Below are 20,709 nucleotides of genomic sequence, written 5' to 3'. Positions count from 1 at the left end.
GAGAACCATGGCGATTGGGATGATGCTTGCTGTCATCGGCGGAATGCTCGTCTGTGTACAAAATACGTTTAACGCCAATGTTAAAAAGCGTGTTGGTGCGTGGGCGACGACGACACTCGTCCTTGGACTCGGATTTTTAGCATCGCTCCTGATCGGTCTATTCCAAGAAGGGAGTGCCTTGTTCCGAGTAGAGGAGATGGAGACATGGTACTGGTTCAGCGGAATCCTTGGCGTCGGGGTCGTCATGAGTGTAACGCAAGGTGTCGAGCGGCTCGGACCGAGTTATGCCATCTCGATCGTCATGGTGTCTCAAATCCTATTCGCGCTTCTCTGGGATACGTTAGGTTGGTTCGGTTTGGCGGCCGTCCCGTTCACATGGAAGACAGCCGTCGGGATTGTCTTGATTGTTGGTGGAGTGCTCGTGTTTCAGTTGAGTGGGAAGACACCCGTCACATCAGCGAAAGTTTCGAAAGCCGGATAACGAAAAGCATCTGATCCACATCAGGTGCTTTTTCCTTTTTAATGGAAAATCCTCGAAAGTTTGTTTTTAGATTGTTAAGATGAACATACAGAGAGAATTGGATGATTTTTACTGTTGGAGGTGTGTGATGTGTTACGGGAAGAACGAATGGAATACTTATATGACAAGGCATGGACTAAAAAGGGTCCGCTCTTTGTGATGATCATCGGTGTAGTGACAGCGCTTTGGCTATTGTTCAATGATTCAAGAATGAGCCTATCCCTGTTCATCTTTTGTGCGGCGATGCTCATGCCGCTTCTGGTGGCAACATGGCACAAAATTCAGTTGTTTTTACAATTCAATGACTCGACTATATATCGAAGATTCATCTACTTGAAAGGCACCGTACAGTTCGTTCTCTTGATTGGTGTCATGTCGATGTTGGCGCTCTACTCACTGAAGTACATTACGCTAGACACGATGAGCCTTGGTGGAGCTGTTCTCATTGCGGGTTGCCTACTTCTTGAGTCATGGGTGGATTGGAAGGTTCTGAAGATTGATGACGAACATGTCGTCGAGAGTTTATTGGGACTGATGAATCGGGAGAAGCGTAAGGAATGAAACGAATCGAGAATAGATTTCGTACATAAAAATAACGAGAACACTCGAGGGGATTCGATGGTAGACCATGAAGTTAGATTAGAACGAATGTTGAGAGATGATGAGAAACGAAAGAGACAAATGGTGATTCCGTTAATCGGCGTCATGTTGCTCTTCTTTTTATATTTTTGGAAGACGGATATTCTCTTATTGTTACCGATGCTTCTCGTTGGACAAGTTCCGCTCTTGTATCATGCATGGCATCGCAAAAAGTTACTCCTTTTATTTAACGAGGACACGCAATACCAACAACTTGTGCGGTTCGAGTTTTTATTGAATTTTGCTCAGCCGCTTCTGCTTCTCATCCTGATTGCTTGTATAGAGCTTGAATGGATTACATTACTCACGTTCATCATTGCAGCGTTTATCGGAATCATCAGCTTGTTGACGTTAAGCGTTCGCTTAGACCGCAAGCTAAAAGAAATCGACCCGTTACATGTGACGGGTGTCGAGCTCGGCCATGTCCAATTTGAGCGGAAGAAACAAAAAAGGAGGAAAGTGAATGGATAAACAAGAACGTCTCCCCAAAATGGTCGAACAGGATCTCGACGCGCGAGGGGTCAGCGCAATATTTGGCATCATCGGCCTGTTTTTATTTCTAGTCGTTTCAGTCATAAAAGGTGTCACGGTGACGACGGTTGCCTTCTCTTTCCTCGTGACTCAACTGCCGATGCTCTATCAAGCATGGCGACGGATGAAACTGTTACGCACATTCAACGAAGACGAGGAATATCAACGTCTCGTTCGCCGAGAATTTCTAATCATCGTCACTATGTTTGTGTCACTTGGTGTATTCACTTTCCTCACGAAGTTCGCACTCGATTCGATGCAGAAACTACTCGGTGTCACATTGATTGGCGTCATCCCGCTTCTCATCTTGTACATCCCGATGGACCGTAAACTACGTGAAGCGGACCCGGAGCATGTGACCAATCGAGAGTTACGACAAGCACATCGTAAACAGAAACTCAGCCCCTGACAGAGCGTCAGAGGCTGAGTTTTTTCATGAGAACATGGAGATGAGAAAACCGCAGACGACCATGCCGATTGTATAGAATGTGAACCGGTGTCGTTCCCAAAACGAGTCATTCATCGTGTCACCGCCACATCATCAAGTGGTGTGTCGACCATCCGAACGAACGCTTCATCCGGGTCGGTCGTTCCAGATTCTTTGAGCCAGTCTTGGAAGTCCCCTTCATACAAAATACGTCCGCCGTGCAAGAAGATGACGTGGGCATCAAGTTGAGCCAAGTCATGCAACTGATGCGTCGAGATGAGGCATGTCTTACCGTCATCGACGAGTCGCTGCAGGCGACGCATGATTTGAATGCGTGACGCCGGGTCGACCCCGCTCGTTGGCTCATCGAATAAGTAGAGGGAACGCTTGATGGAAGACAATAGTGTCACGAAGAGCCATTTTTTCTCCCCGACAGACATCTTCCCGAGTTTCATCGTCCATAGATGTTCGAAAAGTTCTTGTTCTCGGGACGTCGAAAGATTGTTTATATAAGACTCAAGTTTCTTGAAGTCGGGGCGCTGCGACAGGCGTCCGATGAAATAGGCGAAGTCTTTTCCTGTCAACTCATGATGGTTGTACATGAGTTGTGTCAAATACAACATGTCCGTTGTCGGAACGAGGTCGAGTGACGCTTTGTCAACGGGAAGGGTACCCGTCATACAATCAAACAGTGTCGTCTTGCCGGCACCGTTTTGTCCGATCAACACATTCAGCTTATTTGGTTGCAGGGTGAACGAGACGCCGTCGAGTACAGGGCGCGTCGCTTTCGGATAGCGATAAGTGAGTTGGGTTACGTGCATAAGAACCTCCTAGCGTGTGATGAGTGAGACGAGACTGAAGCGTTTCAACGCAATCGCACCGATGATGAAGTAACCGAATACGGAAAGGAATGTCGCCCATACTCCGAACGAGAGATCGACTTGAGTCGTCAGATGCAGCAACCCGAGCGCGAATTCATGGAGCGCGTAGAACGGGTTGAGGAAGCTGAACCATTGATCAGGTGACTTGATTGCCAATAAAAAGAGTGGGAACATCAGAATGTTTGCGAACGTTCCGAGACTCGACACTTTCACTGGAAGTGCCGTGATGGCGACACTGGCAACCGCGAACGGGATACTCCCAATCAATACGAGTAGAGACGTTGCAATCAATTTGAACGAGAAGAATCCGTGTACGAGCGTAACGACCGTTGTGAATAAAAGTAGGCTGATGGAGGCGAATAGAAGTTGCGCCAAGATGACGGCGATGACATACGTCAGTTTGTTCCCGGAAATCATCACGTATGTTTTCATCAGTCCATATTCGCGCATGCGGGCGAGTTCGATGCCCACACCGTTCACATATGTAGCAAGAATAATATACACCCAGAAATAAGAGAGTCCTGGGTAGTATTCCGCTGTCGTCGCTTGGCGAATATCTGAAGATGACTGCGTCAAGGCGATAATGAGTGGAATTACGAATGTCCAGATGAATGGAACTTTATCCGTGACGACAACTTTGGCATACATAAATAAATAACTTGTGATTTGATGCATCTTGTTCCTCCGTTTGTCTATTTGATTGTTTGTATCGTAGCACAATATACGGAAGGAGATTGGAAAAAGTTTCAAAAAATAATCCCTCATATTGAATGAGGGATGAAAGAAAGTCATTTCACTTTGTCACGTTTCGCGATTTTATCGCTCACTTGTTGACCACTCAACGTCACCATTGGCATACCGCCGCCCGGGTTGACGGTTCCCCCGACGAAGTAGAGATTGTGATAGAGTTCGCTCTGCTTCTTATGCTTGAAGCCACCGTTCCGATTCTTGTCGGCGACCGTTCCATAAATAGCTCCTCGGTCCGATCCATACGTCCGCTCGATATCATGAGGCGTCCATACGTCACGCGTCACCGTATGTTCACGCAGACCATCGAGACCCATCCGTTCTAACTTATCGAGAACACGCTCTTCAAAGGCGGCGTATTCTTCTTCGGTGAACGGATTGTCTTGGATATACGGGATGTGAGGCAAGATTTTTATGTTCTCATGTCCCGGTGGCGCTTGAGTCGGATCGGTCTTGTTGACGTTGACGAGATAAATCGTCGGGTCGTCCGGAAGTTCGTGTTTCTCAAAGATTTTGTCCATCTGCTCATGCAAGTTTTCGGAGAAGTAGAAGTTATGGTGCGCGAGCTGAGGATAGGCTTTCTTCACGCCGAGATGGAGGACGAAGCCAGAGCTGGCCGGTTCATATTTATCGACGAGTTTGTCGACGTACTGTTCGTCGGCGTCGACCATTTTCTGATAGAACGGGATCACTTCCATGTTCGAGACAAAATAATCGGCCGAACGGAGACGTCCATCTTCAAGCTCGATTGCTGTAATCTTTTCATTCACCGCGTGGGCACGGACGACGCCCTGACCGGTATGTAGCTTCACACCGATTTCTTCGGCGAGCTTTGTCAATCCTTCCGCGAGTTTGTGGGTCCCACCTTCGACGTACCAACAGCCTTGGGCGTACTGCATGTAAATCATCATGTTTAAGACGGCTGGTGCGTTATAAGGAGACGACCCAACATATTTGACGTAATACGACAGCATGTCTCGAAGATGTGGGTTGCTGATCCGTTTCTTGATGGCGCTATACATCGTCGACGTCAAATCGAATCCGAATAGGGTCGGGAAGATGCCCGTTTTCATGACGGCTTCTAATGGGGATTCAAACCCTTCGGCCAAGTAGCCCTTCTCGGTCGTCTTATAGATGCGGGCTGCGTAATTCAACAGTTCCCGATATTCCTGCATGTCTTTTCGAGAGAGGGAAGGGTTTGCCCGCTGCATCTGTTCGAGGTCATGGTAAAGGTCGAGGACGGTATCGTCCGGGAAGAACGAGCGCCATTCGAGCTCAAGCCGCTGGATGGATACATAGTCTTCCATGCGTTTCCCACTTCCACGGAACAGTTTGTCGAAGATGTGAGGCATCGTTAAAATCGAGGGTCCGAGGTCGAAACCGAATCCGTCTTGTTCGAGCCGATTCACTTTCCCGCCGATGTGGTCGTTCTTTTCGTAGAGTGAGACGTCGTAACCTTTTTGAGCGAGTGAGATGGCCGCTGACAAGCCGCCGAGCCCTCCGCCGATGACGATGACCGACTTTTCCACTGATGGCATATATTCGCCGCCTTTCCGAAGTGTTATTTTCAAAAAACAGAATGAGTGCTATCTTTTCTATTCCCGTTTCCAAATGAAACGAACATGCTTTTACGGATTTGCCACATCCACAAAGATGTCATCCCTGAACCGACAAAAGTTATGTATAGTAAGGGAACAGAGACTGAACGAAAGTAGGAATCTAAGATGATCGTAAAAACAATCACGCTTCACTTTGCGAACGGCCATGAAATCACCATTCCGTTTGATGAGATTGAATCGTGTCGAATGCATGATATTCAAGACGGGATGCGTGTTGCGGCGGATGGACAATTGATCAAAGAAAAAGTGATACATGGACTCGACCTCGTATTGAAGGATTCGGCGAATCAATTGGAGTGGACTGGCGAGGGTGGACCGTTTGACCGCATCCTAGGTATGTCGGATTTACAACATCTCGCCTTCGAGTTTGAAGGGATGCGAGGAAAGTCATACCGCATTGCCTGGCATGATTTAGAGGCAGTACAGAACGCATACCAGACGACAACTGAAGCAAATGGGAACTTGCATGTGCATGTTCGCGTTTCATAAGTGGACGCCTCTCGTTTATCGCGAGAGGCGTTTATAATTTGTTTACAACTTGTGTTTATCCTTAACGTATCAACAATAAGGAGGAACATATATAATTTGTTTACAACTTGTGTTTATCCTTAACGTATCAACAATAAGGAGGAACACAGGATGAACAAAAAACTGAAATGGGGCATGGGGATTGGAGTGCTTGCCCTTACATTAGGAGCTGGAGTCTTCTTGATGCCGGATGCAACTGAATATAAAACGGAAGCCGTCTCAGTGGAGACGATTGAAAATCGTTACACGTTTGCGGGACAAGTCACGACAGTCGGAGAAGAATCGACAGGGCGTTTGATGGTAGACGAGCGAGATATCGGAAAAGTGAATGAGGGAGATGACTTGACGATTTATGTGACAGCGCTCGATGCAGAGGTCGAAGGGACAATCGATGTTATCTCAGAGGAGGCAGAACCGATGACAACACCTGGAGCATCCGCTCGCTATGCGATGACCGTGACCCTCCCTGAGACGGACAATTTACGGAATGGGATGACGTTAGAAGGAAGTTTAATCGTCGATCGTGCAGAGAATGCGGAGACGCTCTCGCTCGACAGCATCACGTTTGAGGATGAAGATGCATACGTATATGTGCAAGGAGACGAAGGTCCGGTGAAACGACAGGTCGAACTTGGATTGACAGACGGAAGCCGAGTCGAGATCAAGGATGGATTGGATGACACAGAAGTACTCTTACTCGACGAGACGACGAGTGGCGGGTTGATGCCTCCACGAATCGGAGGTGTGCAATGATGACGACGCTCATCTCGGTCGAACAATTGACTAAATCGTACGGGGAGGGTGACAATCGGCAGACCGTATTACGAGGAATCGATTTAGAGGTGAAAGAAGGCGAGTTCGTCGCCATTTTAGGACCGTCCGGCTCAGGGAAGTCGACACTCATGAACATCCTTGGTTGTCTCGATGGTTATTCGAGCGGTCGTTACCGGTTTGGGAACAAGGATGTGACCGGATTGTCCGAAACGGAGCTCTCTCTTTTTCGGAACGAACGCATCGGGTTTATCTTTCAGCAATTCAATCTACTTCCTCGGTTGAGTGCTCGAGAGAACGTGGAACTTCCGCTCATTTATCAACGATCTTCAAAAGCGGAAAGACAGGAACGAACTCGACAGATGCTAACACGTGTCGGATTAAGCGATAAGATGAATCACCTGCCGAATCAGTTGTCAGGTGGTCAGCAGCAACGTGTCGCCATCGCTCGGGCGCTCGTGACGAATCCATCGCTTCTTCTCGCGGACGAGCCGACGGGTGCGTTAGATCAAACGAACGGTCGTCAAATCATGGCGCTTTTTCACGAGCTACATGCGGAAGGAAAGACAATCATCATGATCACCCATGATATCGATATCGCCAAAGAAGCGACTCGTATCGTACATGTGCGTGACGGGAAGATTGAAAAGGAGGAACGGGTGCGATGATTCGAGAAAATATACGCATGGCTTGGTTGACGGTCATCAGTCACAAGATGCGCTCCTTCTTGACGATTTTAGGGATTGTCATTGGGACGGCTTCGATTATTGCTTTGATGACGATCATTTCCGGTGTGACCGATTCCATCAACGACGAAGTCGCAACGTTTGGAGCTGATCGCATGACCGTTCAAATTGGAGAAGATGGGAAGGCCGGTGTCAGTATGGCGGACATGGACCGACTTGAGGCCATCGATGGGGTCGCCTCACTCTCTCCGACGCTGAGTCAAATGACCGATGTATATGTAGCGGGGCAGACGGAACAACAAACCATTCTTGGAAAAAGTGAAGCGTACTTCAAGGATGATTCGGTCGTCGCAACCGGGCGCGGATTGACGCCACTCGACGTCGATCAACAGACACGTGTCGCTTTGCTCGGAGAAACGATTGCGAAAGAGGCGTTTCCGACATCCTCTCCTCTCGGGGAAGAGATTTCCGTTGGTGGGATTCGTTACACCGTCGTTGGAACGCTTGCGCCATCATCGGAATTTTCCATGTCAACAGACGAGGCGATTGTCATCCCTGTGACGACTGCACTAACACAGTTTCATCAAGGGACGATTGCCACGTTTGATTTATATACCGAACCGGGTGCATCAGCTGTTGTACAAGATGAAGTGACACAACAGCTGACGACCGCATTCAATGGGCGTGACGCCTTCACGGTAACGAGCTTTGAGGACGCGCTCGCATCCATCGATCAAATCAATGCGCTTCTCAGTATGCTCCTCGTCGGCATCGCTTCGATTTCTTTACTCGTCGGAGGCATCGGCATCATGAACATGATGCTCGTTTCGGTGACCGAACGAACAAGCGAGATAGGACTGCGTAAAGCTCTCGGTGCGACACCTGGTAAGATTCGACAACAGTTCTTGTTTGAGTCCGTCCTGCTTTCGATGCTCGGAGGGCTCGTCGGTGTCTTGATTGGCGGACTGCTCGCCTTCGGACTGACGCTCGTCATGGGCGTACCGTTCACACTGGCAAGTTCAACTGTCGGATTGGCACTCGGTTTCTCTGTCGTAATCGGGGTCGTGTTCGGCTACATCCCAGCCCGCAAAGCCTCGAACTTGCAACCGATTGAAGCGTTGCGAAACGTATAAGCCATTAGAAAGAAGGTAAGCAATATGGTCACCATTTTACTCGCAGAAGATGATGAGGCGCTCGGCGGTTTATTAGTCGATTATTTGACGGTGGCCGGCTATCGCGTCCTTCATGCAAAAGATGGAGAAGAAGCACTCGATTGGCTCGACCGTGAGCCAGTCGATTTGCTCATTACCGATGTGATGATGCCACGGTTGGACGGACGTGAGTTGACGGGACAATTACGTGACGCCGGATATACGCTCCCGGTGCTCATGCTGACGGTCCTCGATGCGATGAATGACAAAAAGAGAGGGTTTCATGCCGGAGCGGATGACTATGTCGTCAAACCGATTGATCTCGAAGAACTTGAATTACGGATTGAGGCGTTGTTACGCCGAGCGCGTATTCATCACAGTCATCAGATTCAGCTGAGCGACTGCGTGCTCGATGAAACGACGCTGACGGTACAAACAACGACCGAGACAATCGAAATTCCACGTAAAGAGTTTGAACTCCTTTATTTTTTGGCGACTCATCTCAATCAAGTCTTCACCCGGCAACAATTGTTAGACCGGATTTGGGGGTATGAGACGGAGAGTGAGACCCGAACGGTCGACGTCCATATCAATCGACTGCGTGCGCGTCTGAAGCCGATTGATGCATTTCAAATCAGTACGGTGTGGGGTCTTGGTTACCGATTGGAGCTAAACGAATGAAACGATTCATCAGTACCATTTATGGACGATTCTTAATGATTTTCTTTGGACTCTTGTTGATTCCGATCCTCTTGACCTTCACGATTTTCTTGACCTTTCAGTTCAACACACTGAAGACGCAGGTCGAAGAGATGTTGGTAGAGAGGGCTGGCAGTATACAAAAAGCTTCACAAGAATACAACCTTGCATCTGAAGCAGTCTTGGACCTTTTTGATGATACGACACTAAATGTACAGTCGATACGCTATGATCGCACGGAGTGGAGTGTTGAGGAGCGCGCAAAATTAGAACGAGGCGAGACCATCTCACAGACGGACCGTCTTCCACAAGTCGCTTTTTTACTCGATGAGACCGTTGTCACGTTGTCTCCAAACGCAGAAGAGAATCCGATTTCGATTTTCCGTGACGTGTCGTTACAAACCCTATTCCTGACAGCACTCATTTCAAGTGGCCTCATTCTGTTCGCAGTTCGCCTGATGACGCGACGGATCGACCGTGTCACGGATGCCGTCAATCGTGTGACCACGGGAGACTTATCCGTACGAATCCATGATGACGCGACAGATGAGATTGGAACACTTGCGAAACAGTTCAACAAAATGACCGAGACGCTTGAGACGAATGAAACGAAGAACGAGGAATTGGCATCCGTCATGGCACATGAATTCAAGACACCTGTCGCTTCGATTTTAGGGTATGCCACGTTATTAAAAAGAGACGGAACTTCTGAAAAGCAAATCGAGTATGCCATGAAAATCGAGCGTGAAGGGAAGCGACTATCGCGTTTGTCACAAGACGTGCTCCGTCTAGCGAAATTGGACCACACGATTGTCGGTCTACATGCGACAGAACTGTCTCTCAGTGAGCAGGTCCGGGAGGCCATCTTATCCTTAGACTCAGAGATGACGCGCAAACGAATGAACCTAGATTTGACTATGGACGAAGTCGTGATGAAGGGGGATGCTTCCCTTCTACAGCAGGTTTGGACGAATCTCCTAAAAAATGCGGTCGAATATGCATATGAAGAAAGTACGCTTCATCTTTTGGTGAAAGAGGATGCGACGCAGATTACGTGTGAGATTCGAGACGAAGGAGAGGGCATGACACCTGAACAAGTGGACCGGGCGTTTGAACGATTTTATCAGGCCGACACATCTCGTCATCGCAACGGTTCGGGACTAGGGCTCGCCATCGCCCGTGAAATCGTACAGTTACATGGTGGGGAGATTACGTTAGCGAGTGAGAAACAGATTGGGACAACGGCAAGAGTCGTCTTTCCAAAGGAGGACAGGTAAAACACCTGTCCTTATTTTTGTAGATTCAACCCGCCGGCAACGAGCGGTCCTTCATAGGTGATTGTATAGATGATCCGGGCGATGTCTTCCGCCGTTTCTTCCGAAGACGGATTGTTCAGCCATTCGTAGATGACCCCCATGTGAGCTGATGAGAGATAGGCGACGAGATAAGTCGGTGGGACCATCATCTTATCCGGATTAAACAAGGTTACCGGAGAGCGCTGAAACAAGGCAGCTTGCATAAATTTTCGAAGCTTTGCCTGGAACGTCGGGTCTCCATTCGGTCCGAGGAGCGGCTTCATGATGATTTGGTTGTCTTCGATGAAACGGATGAACGGAATGAGGTAATGGTACGAGTTGTCGGTCCGTTCTTCTCCGAAGATGTGTGGCAACTGATGAATCAATTTCTGTTCGGCTTCCTCAAAAATTTCATCGACACATTTCTCCATCAACTCGAACTTATCCACATAGTGGCTATAAAAGGTTCCTCGATTGATGCCGGCCCGTTCGGTCAACTGCTTGACGGTGACGGCTTCAAATCCCTGTTCTTCAATAAGGCTGAAGAAGGCATCTTTGATCAACTTCTTCGTCCGGATGACGCGTAAATCGGTTTGTTCCATATTATTTCTCCTTTTCCTCAACACATGAAGTTCATCTGTCGGAAAACCAACACGATGACCGATATTGACGATTGTTGCTACCGTGAACCAGGTCTATACTGAACTTATAAACCAACACGGTGTCGATTATCTTGAGTATACACGATGAGGCGCCGAAAAGGAGTGATAGAAATGAACATTCAATTGCAACACGTCGACAAGTCGTTCGGTGACCAGCTTGCCATCGACAACATCGACTTCACGATCCCATCCGGTGAGATTTGCTGTTTGCTCGGACCGTCTGGATCGGGGAAGACAACCCTCATCCGACTCATGATCGGTGCCCTCGCACCGGACAAAGGAAGTGTCCACATCGGTGAAACGAATATGCCAAACATGGATATGCTCCAGCAAATCGGATTTATGCCGCAAAACGATGGCTTGTACGAAGACTTGTCGGCCGAGGCGAACCTCGCCTTCTTCGGTTCAATTTATAAGTTAGGGAAAAAAGCGCTCCAGGACCGAATCACAGAAGTGCTCGACCTTGTCGATTTAACGAACGACCGGCATAAACTCGTCCGTAATTTTTCAGGCGGGATGAAAAAACGTCTGTCGCTAGCCATTGCTATCTTGCATAAGCCAGATGTGCTGTTCCTCGATGAACCGACGGTCGGGATTGACCCGATCTTACGTCGTCAAATTTGGAATCAGTTTCAAGTGATTCGGAGAGAGGGGACGACCATCATCGTCTCGACGCACGTCATGGACGAAGTGCTCGAGTGCGATCGTGCCGCGCTCGTCTACAATGGACGGTTGATTGCCTATGACCATGTACAGGACTTGCTCGACCAGACCGAGAACGGTCGCGTGGAAGAACTGTTCTTGATTGCCGGGAAAGAGGAGGTGGGCGGTCATGCGTAACTTAGCGAAACGTGTCATCTTCCAAACGTTGAACGATAAACGAAGTGTGGCCTTGATTTTGATTGCACCGCTCCTCATTTTGACACTCGTCTACTTCTTGCTCGGTGACTCGGATTACGTGCCAACTGTCGTCCTTGATGACAACGCACCAGAACAGCTCGTCAATGCGTTTGAAGAAGAGACGATCGAGGTGGAACAAGCAACGTTCAATGATCCGAAAGCATACATCGAAGACAATGAACATGTCGATGCTGTCTTTGAAATGGACCAGGCAGGAACGACCATCACATTGCGTGAACCATCGACGAAGTCGTCGAAGGCGGTTAGTGAAATTCAGGATGCGTTGACGACGCTCAACCCCGCAGCCGAGATCGATACGTCATTCGTGTATGGGGAAGAAGGACAGTCGACGTTCGATTCGTTCGGATTCGTCTTCCTATCTCTCTTCTCGTTCTTCTTCGTGTTCATCTTATCCGCGATGGCACTCGTTAAAGAACGTAGCGGCGGTACGCTCGAACGACTTTTGATGACTCCGATCAAGCGAGGGCAAGTCATTTTAGGGTATACGCTCGGATACGGGACGTTTGCGGTGATACAGTCAATTTTTATCGTACTCTATTCCATTTATGTGCTCGGTCTGTCTTCTCTTGGGAACATGGCGTGGGTCATGTTGACGATGCTACTCATGGCGGGTACGGCCGTTCTCTTCGGAGCGACCATCTCGGTGTTTGCCCGTTCGGAATTACAGGTCGTGCAGATGATTCCGTTCACCATCATCCCGCAAGTGTTCTTCTCGGGACTCATTCCGCTCGACTTGATTCCATATGGTCTCGGGAACTTGAGTTACGTCATGCCAATCTTTTACGGAGCAACAGCAATCAAGGAAGTGATGGTCTACGGAAGTGGCTTCTCAGGCATCTGGGTGTATTTACTCGGTTTGATTCTCTATGCAGGTGTCTTGTATCTCTTAAACATGCGAGCGCTTGGGAAATACAGAGGACATTAAATTAAAACGCACGCCGGGATTTGATTGGCCAGTCCGATGACGAGAAACCAAGCACCCGTATAGAAAAATGCAGAGATAGTCGTATAGAACGCATACGTGCGAAGTTTGAGCGACGTGAACCCGGCGATGTAATGGAGCGGGTGCCGAAGGCCAGGGATAAAATAAGAAATCATAATGGTGCGCGCTCCATACTTTTGATAGAATGCCTCAGCTCTCTTGAGATAACGAGATTCTCGTTGTCGCATTGGTAAAATGTGATGGAGTCCTTTCCCGATTAAATAAAACCAGCCGAACGTGAGCGTGAAGAGAATCCAAGTGGAGACAAATAAAAGCCAACTTGGGACAAAAGCATCCGCGACCGTCAGATGCGTGATCATTAAGACGTCGTCAGATAATGGGGTAAACATGATACCGATGGCGAGCATGCCATAATGTATGATCATTTCCATAACGTTTCACTCCTTACCTTGTCTAGTATTCACTCGCAAGCGTAAGGAGTTTTTAGTATTCTCTTAAGAAATCTTAAGAAGTTCGTCAGAATGTGTTGCGATTCACTCGATACACTCAAGCTATCAACAACGAAAGAAGTGGAATCGAGATGATCCAATCATGGCTCAATCAATATATGAACTACCTGGATGAAGCTAAAATGATTTCGCCGGAATCAACATATTTGGCTGAACGAATGACACCGAAAGATGTGTTAGAAGCAGCGAGTGTAATTGTGGAGATAGAACCGAGAACAACCGGTTGTACCGAAGAAATCATTCGAAAAATGCGAAAAGATGCTATGCTCGTGTTAATTGAAACAGATGCGGATATGATTCAGTATTTAACAAATCGTTATGGTGAGTTTGATCGAATCTTCATTGTCGAAGCGAACGTTGTCGACTTGCAGGATACGTTACAAACACTGAACATTAAAGAAGTGGATGTCCTCGTATCCGGACTTCCATTTATCACATTAGGTTCTCAACAAACGGAGAACATTTTACGGGAAATAAAAGCTGTTCTGTCGAAAACGGGTTTGTTTTTAACGATTCAATATACAAAAATGCGAAAGCGTCATTTTCAACATGTGTTTAATCGTGTGTCGATCGAACGAGAATATCGAAACGTACCACCCATATACTTATTTCATTGCACCGTGTAAGGAGGAAAAACATGCGATCACAACCCGTCATCTGTATCGCCGACGACGATGAGGCGATTCGAGAATTACTTGCCATCTATTTAAAAAATGAAGGATATGCACTTCGATTTGCGAAAAACGGACAAGAAGTGCTCGACCTCGCGTCGACCGAAACGATTGATTTACTCATTCTCGATTTGATGATGCCCATCATGGGTGGAATTGAGGCTTGTATTGAAATTCGAAAGACACAGTTTATGCCGATTTTGATGCTGACCGCAAAAACGAGCGACCTCGATTTGATGCAAGGGATTTCTGTCGGGGCGGACGATTATATGAAGAAACCATTCAATCCGCTTGAAGTGACGCTTCGTGTTAAATCGTTACTCAGACGGTATCGTGATTATGGGGCAGATCGAACAGATGTGACGAGTACGCTCGTCTTTGAAAACGTGATACTTGATTTACAGACGCGACAATGTCGAAAAGGCGAGGTGTTGATTCGGCTTACACCTAAAGAGTTCGATATTCTTGCCTATTTTATGCGACATCCGAACCAAGTCCTAACTGTCGAACAGATTTATGAGGCCGTATGGGGTGAAGCAGCATTTGAGGTCGACAATACCGTGATGGTCCACATCACAAAAATTCGTGAGAAATTGGAAGACACACCACGAAAACCAACGATGATCAAGACGGTGTGGGGTGTGGGGTATCGATTATGAGACAGAGACAATGGGATCGGTTGCTAGTGAAGTTAATCGGTATCATTTTAATTAACGCATTGATTGCAACGATTGTATTTCTAGTCATCGCTTATCCGATTGGATTGTACTATATGCGTAATGAATTACTAGTGGACCCCATGACCTCAAATTTAATCTTTTTAAGCGTGACGTTTCTTGCCATTCTCGTGTTCATCATTGGATTTTCAATCATGATGCGGAAAACACTTCGAAAAATCACGTATTTATCGAGTGAGATTGAACAGATTGCAAACGGTGATCTCGGTCGAACTGTCGATGTCGAAGGACGAGACGAAATCGCCTCACTTGGAGAAAGTGTGAATCGGATGTCACGGCAGTTAAGCGAATTGTTTGAGAAGGAGCGGGCGCACGAAGAAGAGCGGAACCAACTATTTTCCAACCTGTCGCATGATTTACGAACACCGCTCACGAGCATCAAAGGTTATACCCAGCTACTCCAAATGAATCGTGACCTGACACCTGAAGAGAACGATCATTTTCGTATCTTAAATGAAAAGACAGATCAGCTCGAACATCTGCTAGATCAGTTGATGGATGTAAACCGACTTTATGCCCCGAATATGCAATTAAAGAAGCAGAAACTCAATCTGAGCTTATTGACGACGCAACTCATCCATGAGATGGAACCGTTGTTTAAGGAAAGAGGTCATCGATTACACCTGTCGATTCAACCTGATCGATGGATAGAGGCTGATCAAGAACAGCTCATTCGTGTATTTGAAAACCTGTTCTCGAATGCTTGGAAATACGCCGAGCAAACGAGTCCAATCGAGATTAGACTTCAAACGAAAGGACAGCAGATTGAATGGTCTATTTCAAATGCGACAACAGTAGAAACAATTGAAGCCATCCCCCATCTCTTTGATCGCACGTATCGCGTCGATTCGTCGAGAGGGGTCACTCCAGGTGATGGATTGGGTTTATCGATTGCGCGCCAAATCATTTTGTTGCATGGCGGGACGTTGACAGCCGAACCGATCGAAGGTCAGATCATTTGTTTTCGGGTGTTGTTTCCGGTTTCTCAACATATAGAACGTGAGTAAGTAACTGTCCTTAGATTTTAACGTCGTAGCATTTATAAAATGCTGCGACTTTTTTGTGTTGAGCAAATAAACCCACAAAAAAAGCACTCGGACAACTGCCCGAAATGCTCATTAGCGCTTGAGTAACAACATCACGCCGGTCACGAATAATGCGATTCCGCTCGCGAGTCTAACTTGTTTGCACGTCACGTTCTTTCACCCCTACATTTCTTCATCGTTTTGCTTTAGCGACACGTTTCGGTGTTTTCGACATTTCTTGATAAATCGAAAGAATCTCATTCCCGTAATTTCCTTTTGGCTGCATGGCCCACTTTCGGTGAAGTGACGGCCAAGTCGTCGCAGAGCCCCGTTTGACGAGGTGGAAGCGTGGATCGACTTTTGTCATATTCAGCGCATCTTTTGAGGCGTATGCCTTTAGATGCTGAATTTGAGCGGTTACCCCTTGATGTGGTGAACGGAAAAAGTGTCCCTTCACGCCGTTCCCAGTCGTCCCAATCCCTGAGTAGTTATGCTGCTTTGGAAGGACATCGCCGCCATAACGGAAATAACCCGTCTCTTTCAGCGCCTGCGCGAACGCAACATCACCACGGACGCCTTCTTTTGCACCGATGATGACGAAAAGTTTCGCCAAATCTTCGACAGACGTTTTCGCGAGCCGGACATCACGAGGATTCTTTTGTTTTACGTAATCCGCCATTTGTTGCGGAGTCAAAGCCGATACTCCCATGATAGCACGATTCTGCTTCTTTGGGGCCGCCTCAACGATTGATCCAGTCGAGACGAAAGATGAAGTGACCAGAAGAACAACAATGATAAAGCCGAACACTTTTTTCATAATATGTACCCTCCTAAATGAATCCTATCCATTGAGAAATAATACCATATATGTATTAAAGTTTAATTTCATATTTGTGTATAAAGGGAATGAGAAATTAAAAAGCCGCTCTGAATTCAACATTCAAAGCGGCTTCTCAACATTTAATTAGCCTGTTTCAATTCTTCAACAGCTTCTACATTATCATCGAACTTCCGTACATCCACTCGTTGTACAAAGAACGCAAGGACGAGCGCTAAAAGGTTCATCCCGAGTGCGACGTAAAATGAATATTGAATCCCAGACAAGAGGGCTTGCTGAGTGATGGCACCCATCGAGCTCTCTGTGAGCGTCGCAGGATCGACGCCTGTCATCAATGATTCAGCTTCTGCGCGTGTCACCGAATTCATAATAGTGACTAGAACTGCCGTACCAATCGCACCAGATACTTGTTGGGCCGTGTTGTTGATAGCCGTTCCATGCGGATTGAGGCGAGTCGGTAATTGGTTCAATCCATTAGTCATGATGGGCATCATGACCATTGACATCCCAAACATACGCAACGTGTACGTTAAGACGATGTATGTGTAGGTCGAGTCAAGTTGGACGTTTGCGAGCATGTACGTCGATACGGCGGTGATTGTCAATCCGGTAAGTGCCAATAATTTTGGTCCAAATCGGTCAAACAGTTTCCCTGTGATCGGCGACATGATTCCCATGATGATCGCACCAGGGAGAAGCATGAGTCCTGAATCGAGTGGGGAGATGCCACGAACGCTTTGGACGTAAGCCGGTGTCAAAATCATACCGGAGAACATCGCGACCGCGTTGACCATCGCAATGACTGACGCGAGTGCGAACATCGGATGTTTGTAAGCGCGCAAATCGAGCAATGGTTTTTCCATATGGAGCTGACGATAGATGAATGCGATCAACGAGATGGCACCGACAATCATCGTCGCCAAGACGATTGGGTTATCCCAGCCGTCCGAGCTTGCTGAACTGACACCATACAAAATCCCACCAAATCCGAGCGTCGATAAGACGAGTGACAAGTAATCGAGTGACTGATCTTTGTTTTGGACCATGACGTTCTCCGCTTTCCAAACAGCGAGCGCGAGACCGATGATGGCGAGCGGTAAAATCATTTCGAATAAGACGCGCCAATCATAGTACTCGACGATATAACCCGAGAGTGTCGGCCCGATCGCAGGTGCCGAGATCATGACGAGCCCGAAGATTCCCATCGCCATCCCCCGTTTTTCACGCGGGAAACTGACGAGCATGACGTTCATTAAGAGTGGCCCCATCGTTGAGGCACCGACTGCTTGAATCATTCGACCAGTCAAAAGCCAACCGAAACTTGGTGAGAAGGCAGCGATCGCCGTACCAAGCGCAAAGATGCTCATCGAGGTGATGAACAAGCTGCGGTTTGAAAAACGAGTGATCAAATAGGCGGATGCCGGGACGAGCACACCCGTCACGAGCATAAATCCGGTCGCGAGCCATTGTACGGTCGAGTAGTCTGCAATCTCGAGATCGACCATGATTGAGGGGAGCGCGACGTTGAGTAATGAGTTGTTCAGGAATGCGATAAACGCACCCGCAAAGAGCACCGCCAACATGACGTAAGGCGGTTTCTTTTGGAATTCTGGTTTCATATGGATGGCTCCTTTATTTTCTAAATAGTTATGTGTTGGTAAGTGTCAATGAAATGATTTTATACCCGTTGTATAAATAAAGCAACTATTTTGTACTATTAGTCTAAAATGGTTTTCGGTGCTATAGTAAAGGTACAAACCAGATAGAACGGAGTCATGAAAGAATGAAAGAGAAAAAGCGAAAAGTCGCAGATATTGCCATGTCTCTCTTCATCGAAAATGGAGTGCAACACACATCGGTGCAAGAGATCATCGATCGCGCCAATATCTCAAAAGGGACGTTTTATAACTACTTCTCGTCGAAGACAGATTGTGTGGCCAGCATCCTCGAGAACTTGCGATATGATGCAGGCCAGCGTCGAATCGAGATGCAGATGGGACGGGACAAACGAGATCGCGACGTCTTCATTGAGCAGATTTCAATTCTGATTCAATTGAACGAAGAACGGAATTTGCACGCGTTATTTGAATCGATCATGTCGTCAAACGAGAATGAACTGAAGAAACTCGTACTTCAACATCGCATTTATGAAATTGAATGGATTGCGATGCGTTTGACGGAAATCATCGGAGAGGCTGTCAGACCGTATTCGATGGAATTGACGGTGCTCTTCAACGGAATGTTGCAACATATCTTGTTCACGAACCGGATCACGAATGCCGCTTACTCTCCTCAAAAAGTCGTAAGGAGTTTATATACGTACGTAGAACTGATTGCTGCACGAATGATAGAGACAGGGGAGCACGTCTTGAACCCGGTCACGGTCGATCAAATGCGTGGCACGACAGATAAACATCTCATTACGATTGAAGAATTGATTGAGATGGCTGCTCGCATCGAAGAACATGTCGAGATGACGGAAGAACAACGAGATTTGTTCGATGCAATCTCACATGAACTGAAACAAGAACGCCTTCGGAAAATTGTCTTAGAGCAATTGTTGAAGCCGTTTCAGCGTCTATTTAAAGGCGTGACAGGCGAGACGGAAGTCCAAAAGTTTACGAATCTTGTTTGGCTGTATACACGGACACATTAAGGACAAAAATTTCCCGATACAGTAATATAGAAGAAACAAGGAATGGAAAAAAGAATCAAAAAGTTTCCTCGAAAAAGAATTGATTCCTACAAATTCATGCGCTACAATCAAATTGCCGAAAGCGCTTTCGGGAAGAGGAGAATAACATGGGTACGATTTATGATTTAGCCAAAAAAACAGGATTCTCAATCACGACAGTGTCCAAAGCGTTGAACAACTACAAAGACGTGAGCGACAAGACGAGAGCAAAGATTCTTCAAGCCGCTGCTGAGATGGACTACTTGCCGAACGCACATGCCCAGTCGTTATCGACGAAAAAATCATGGGCGATCGGAGTCATGTTCTCAGAGGCGAATGAAGTTGGGATGAAGCACCCGTTCTTCAATGGGATCATCGAAAGTTTTCGTCACGCGACAGAGGAGCAAGGCTACGATTTGATCTTCGCCTCGCGTAACCTGCGCAATCGTGACATGAGTTATCTCGAACACTTCAAACACCGTGCGGTCGACGGCATCGTCGTCATCTGCTCGGACCGAATGGATGAGCAAGTTCAGGAGCTCATGCGAAGCGACATCCCGATCGTCGTCGTCGATATGGACAGCGCCAATTGTAGCGTCGTCTATTCCGACAACATCGAGGGGGCACGTCTCGCTGTGAATTACCTCTATGAACTCGGTCATCGAAAAATTGCCCACATCGCTGGGGATGAGACGATTGACGCTGGAGCGGCACGGATCAAAGGATATGAACTTGCGATGCAAGAGCTGAACCTTCCGATTCGACCGGGCTATCTCGTCAACGCCGGTTTCTTCTCAGTCGGAGAAGGGAAGCAAGCGATGGAACGATTGCTTGAATTAGACGATCAACCGACCGCTGTCTTTGTGGCCGGGGATCAGATGGCAATCGGTGTCATCGAAGCGATTCACGAACATGGTCTTCACGTCCCGAATGACATCTCTGTCATCGGATACGACGACATTGAAATGATCCAATACATTACGCCGAAACTGACTACGATTCGCCAAGATACGGATGAAATCGGGGAAGCGGCAGCAGAACTTTTACTTGAACAAATGACCGCGAAAGAGCGACTCACCGAACGTCGTATCATTCCGGTACGCTTAGTAGAACGGGCCTCTTGTGCACCGGTCAAACAGTGATTTATAGCCAATGATATTTCGAAGTCGCTCTCTTTTCTTCAGCGGATGGAGAAGGGAGCGCGATTTCGAAAGTCATTTTTAGAGAAAATCGAA

The 20,709-nt window shown here is 47.4% G+C and carries 24 protein-coding genes; 17 read left to right on the top strand and 7 right to left on the bottom strand.

Annotated elements, in window-relative coordinates:
- The first annotated feature begins 7 nt into the window (after positions 1 to 7).
- The 4 genes from ON063_RS09585 to ON063_RS09570 all read left to right on the top strand — a co-directional run bounded on the left by ON063_RS09585 (position 8) and on the right by ON063_RS09570 (position 2,099).
- The gene (locus tag ON063_RS09585; protein WP_274664977.1) at positions 8 to 481 is read left to right on the top strand and encodes a DMT family transporter; all 474 of its coding nucleotides are present in this window, start codon (positions 8 to 10) and stop codon (positions 479 to 481) included.
- 129 nt (positions 482 to 610) lie between these two features.
- Entirely contained in the window at positions 611 to 1,081 is a 471-nt protein-coding gene (locus ON063_RS09580; protein ID WP_274664976.1) for a hypothetical protein, read from the top strand.
- A 57-nt stretch (positions 1,082 to 1,138) separates the two neighbouring features.
- Positions 1,139 to 1,630: a hypothetical protein gene (locus tag ON063_RS09575; protein WP_274664975.1), complete on the top strand. Its 492-nt coding sequence runs from the start codon at positions 1,139 to 1,141 to the stop codon at positions 1,628 to 1,630.
- Positions 1,623 to 2,099, top strand: a complete 477-nt coding sequence (locus ON063_RS09570) for a hypothetical protein (RefSeq protein ID WP_274664974.1) — start codon at positions 1,623 to 1,625, stop codon at positions 2,097 to 2,099. Before ON063_RS09575 ends, ON063_RS09570 begins: the two co-directional genes overlap by 8 nt.
- Positions 2,100 to 2,209: 110 nt before the next feature.
- Here the strand turns inward: ON063_RS09570 and ON063_RS09565 are convergent, their stop codons facing one another.
- From ON063_RS09565 to ON063_RS09555, 3 genes are all read right to left on the bottom strand, one after another.
- On the bottom strand, positions 2,210 to 2,938 hold the full coding sequence (locus ON063_RS09565) for an ATP-binding cassette domain-containing protein (RefSeq protein WP_274664973.1): 729 nt from the start codon (positions 2,936 to 2,938) through the stop codon (positions 2,210 to 2,212).
- Between the two features lie 9 nt (positions 2,939 to 2,947).
- Positions 2,948 to 3,673: a hypothetical protein gene (locus ON063_RS09560; RefSeq protein WP_274664972.1), complete on the bottom strand. Its 726-nt coding sequence runs from the start codon at positions 3,671 to 3,673 to the stop codon at positions 2,948 to 2,950.
- 113 nt (positions 3,674 to 3,786) lie between these two features.
- Positions 3,787 to 5,283, bottom strand: coding sequence for a phytoene desaturase family protein (locus tag ON063_RS09555; protein ID WP_274664971.1), 1,497 nt, complete (start codon positions 5,281 to 5,283; stop codon positions 3,787 to 3,789).
- Positions 5,284 to 5,469: 186 nt separating this feature from the next.
- Between ON063_RS09555 and ON063_RS09550 the strand changes: the two genes are divergently transcribed.
- From ON063_RS09550 to ON063_RS09525, 6 genes are all read left to right on the top strand, one after another.
- Complete coding sequence (locus tag ON063_RS09550) at positions 5,470 to 5,853, top strand: hypothetical protein (protein ID WP_274664970.1); 384 nt, start codon at positions 5,470 to 5,472, stop codon at positions 5,851 to 5,853.
- Positions 5,854 to 6,003: 150 nt separating this feature from the next.
- Positions 6,004 to 6,645: an efflux RND transporter periplasmic adaptor subunit gene (locus tag ON063_RS09545; protein ID WP_274664969.1), complete on the top strand. Its 642-nt coding sequence runs from the start codon at positions 6,004 to 6,006 to the stop codon at positions 6,643 to 6,645.
- Complete coding sequence (locus ON063_RS09540) at positions 6,645 to 7,331, top strand: ABC transporter ATP-binding protein (protein WP_274664968.1); 687 nt, start codon at positions 6,645 to 6,647, stop codon at positions 7,329 to 7,331. Before ON063_RS09545 ends, ON063_RS09540 begins: the two co-directional genes overlap by 1 nt.
- Entirely contained in the window at positions 7,328 to 8,482 is a 1,155-nt protein-coding gene (locus tag ON063_RS09535; RefSeq protein WP_274664967.1) for an ABC transporter permease, read from the top strand. Before ON063_RS09540 ends, ON063_RS09535 begins: the two co-directional genes overlap by 4 nt.
- 24 nt (positions 8,483 to 8,506) lie before the next feature.
- Positions 8,507 to 9,181 (top strand): response regulator transcription factor, encoded by a 675-nt coding sequence (locus ON063_RS09530; RefSeq protein ID WP_274664966.1) that lies wholly within the window; start codon positions 8,507 to 8,509, stop codon positions 9,179 to 9,181.
- The gene (locus ON063_RS09525) at positions 9,178 to 10,476 is read left to right on the top strand and encodes a HAMP domain-containing sensor histidine kinase (protein WP_274664965.1); all 1,299 of its coding nucleotides are present in this window, start codon (positions 9,178 to 9,180) and stop codon (positions 10,474 to 10,476) included. Before ON063_RS09530 ends, ON063_RS09525 begins: the two co-directional genes overlap by 4 nt.
- A gap of 11 nt (positions 10,477 to 10,487) precedes the next feature.
- Here ON063_RS09525 and ON063_RS09520 read toward each other — a convergent pair whose 3' ends face one another.
- On the bottom strand, positions 10,488 to 11,096 hold the full coding sequence (locus ON063_RS09520) for a TetR/AcrR family transcriptional regulator (protein WP_274664964.1): 609 nt from the start codon (positions 11,094 to 11,096) through the stop codon (positions 10,488 to 10,490).
- Positions 11,097 to 11,267: 171 nt separating this feature from the next.
- On the opposite strand from ON063_RS09520, the gene ON063_RS09515 reads away from it, so the two are divergent.
- Positions 11,268 to 11,996, top strand: coding sequence for an ABC transporter ATP-binding protein (locus ON063_RS09515; RefSeq protein ID WP_274664963.1), 729 nt, complete (start codon positions 11,268 to 11,270; stop codon positions 11,994 to 11,996).
- Positions 11,989 to 13,002: an ABC transporter permease gene (locus tag ON063_RS09510; protein WP_274664962.1), complete on the top strand. Its 1,014-nt coding sequence runs from the start codon at positions 11,989 to 11,991 to the stop codon at positions 13,000 to 13,002. Before ON063_RS09515 ends, ON063_RS09510 begins: the two co-directional genes overlap by 8 nt.
- On the opposite strand, the gene ON063_RS09505 is transcribed toward ON063_RS09510, so the two are convergent.
- On the bottom strand, positions 12,999 to 13,451 hold the full coding sequence (locus tag ON063_RS09505; RefSeq protein ID WP_274664961.1) for a DedA family protein: 453 nt from the start codon (positions 13,449 to 13,451) through the stop codon (positions 12,999 to 13,001). The two genes, ON063_RS09510 and ON063_RS09505, sit on opposite strands and share 4 nt — an antisense overlap.
- Before the next feature lie 149 nt (positions 13,452 to 13,600).
- On the opposite strand from ON063_RS09505, the gene ON063_RS09500 reads away from it, so the two are divergent.
- The 3 genes from ON063_RS09500 to ON063_RS09490 are packed head-to-tail and all read left to right on the top strand — an operon-like array spanning position 13,601 to position 15,944.
- Positions 13,601 to 14,155 (top strand): class I SAM-dependent methyltransferase, encoded by a 555-nt coding sequence (locus ON063_RS09500; protein ID WP_274664960.1) that lies wholly within the window; start codon positions 13,601 to 13,603, stop codon positions 14,153 to 14,155.
- 11 nt (positions 14,156 to 14,166) lie between these two features.
- On the top strand, positions 14,167 to 14,859 hold the full coding sequence (locus ON063_RS09495; RefSeq protein ID WP_274664959.1) for a response regulator transcription factor: 693 nt from the start codon (positions 14,167 to 14,169) through the stop codon (positions 14,857 to 14,859).
- Positions 14,856 to 15,944, top strand: a complete 1,089-nt coding sequence (locus ON063_RS09490; protein ID WP_274664958.1) for a HAMP domain-containing sensor histidine kinase — start codon at positions 14,856 to 14,858, stop codon at positions 15,942 to 15,944. The genes ON063_RS09495 and ON063_RS09490 overlap by 4 nt, the downstream gene beginning before the upstream one ends.
- Positions 15,945 to 16,155: 211 nt before the next feature.
- On the opposite strand, the gene ON063_RS09485 is transcribed toward ON063_RS09490, so the two are convergent.
- Together ON063_RS09485 and ON063_RS09480 are read right to left on the bottom strand one after the other, a co-directional pair.
- Positions 16,156 to 16,779, bottom strand: a complete 624-nt coding sequence (locus ON063_RS09485; protein WP_214696933.1) for a glucosaminidase domain-containing protein — start codon at positions 16,777 to 16,779, stop codon at positions 16,156 to 16,158.
- Positions 16,780 to 16,922: 143 nt separating this feature from the next.
- Positions 16,923 to 18,419, bottom strand: a complete 1,497-nt coding sequence (locus ON063_RS09480) for a DHA2 family efflux MFS transporter permease subunit (protein WP_274664957.1) — start codon at positions 18,417 to 18,419, stop codon at positions 16,923 to 16,925.
- A 164-nt stretch (positions 18,420 to 18,583) separates the two neighbouring features.
- Here ON063_RS09480 and ON063_RS09475 point away from each other — a divergent pair, with 164 nt between their 5' ends.
- Together ON063_RS09475 and ON063_RS09470 are read left to right on the top strand one after the other, a co-directional pair.
- Positions 18,584 to 19,456, top strand: a complete 873-nt coding sequence (locus ON063_RS09475) for a TetR/AcrR family transcriptional regulator (RefSeq protein WP_274664956.1) — start codon at positions 18,584 to 18,586, stop codon at positions 19,454 to 19,456.
- A 146-nt stretch (positions 19,457 to 19,602) separates the two neighbouring features.
- A complete protein-coding gene (locus tag ON063_RS09470; protein ID WP_214748647.1) occupies positions 19,603 to 20,616 on the top strand; it encodes a LacI family DNA-binding transcriptional regulator in 1,014 nt (337 codons plus the stop codon).
- The last annotated feature ends 93 nt before the right edge of the window (positions 20,617 to 20,709 follow it).

The sequence above is a fragment of the Exiguobacterium sp. B2(2022) genome (genome assembly GCF_028823655.1).
Lineage (GTDB): Bacteria > Bacillota > Bacilli > Exiguobacteriales > Exiguobacteriaceae > Exiguobacterium > Exiguobacterium aestuarii_A.
The sequence above is the reverse complement of the archived record's forward strand: the minus strand, read 5'-3'. Positions and strand labels throughout refer to the sequence as shown.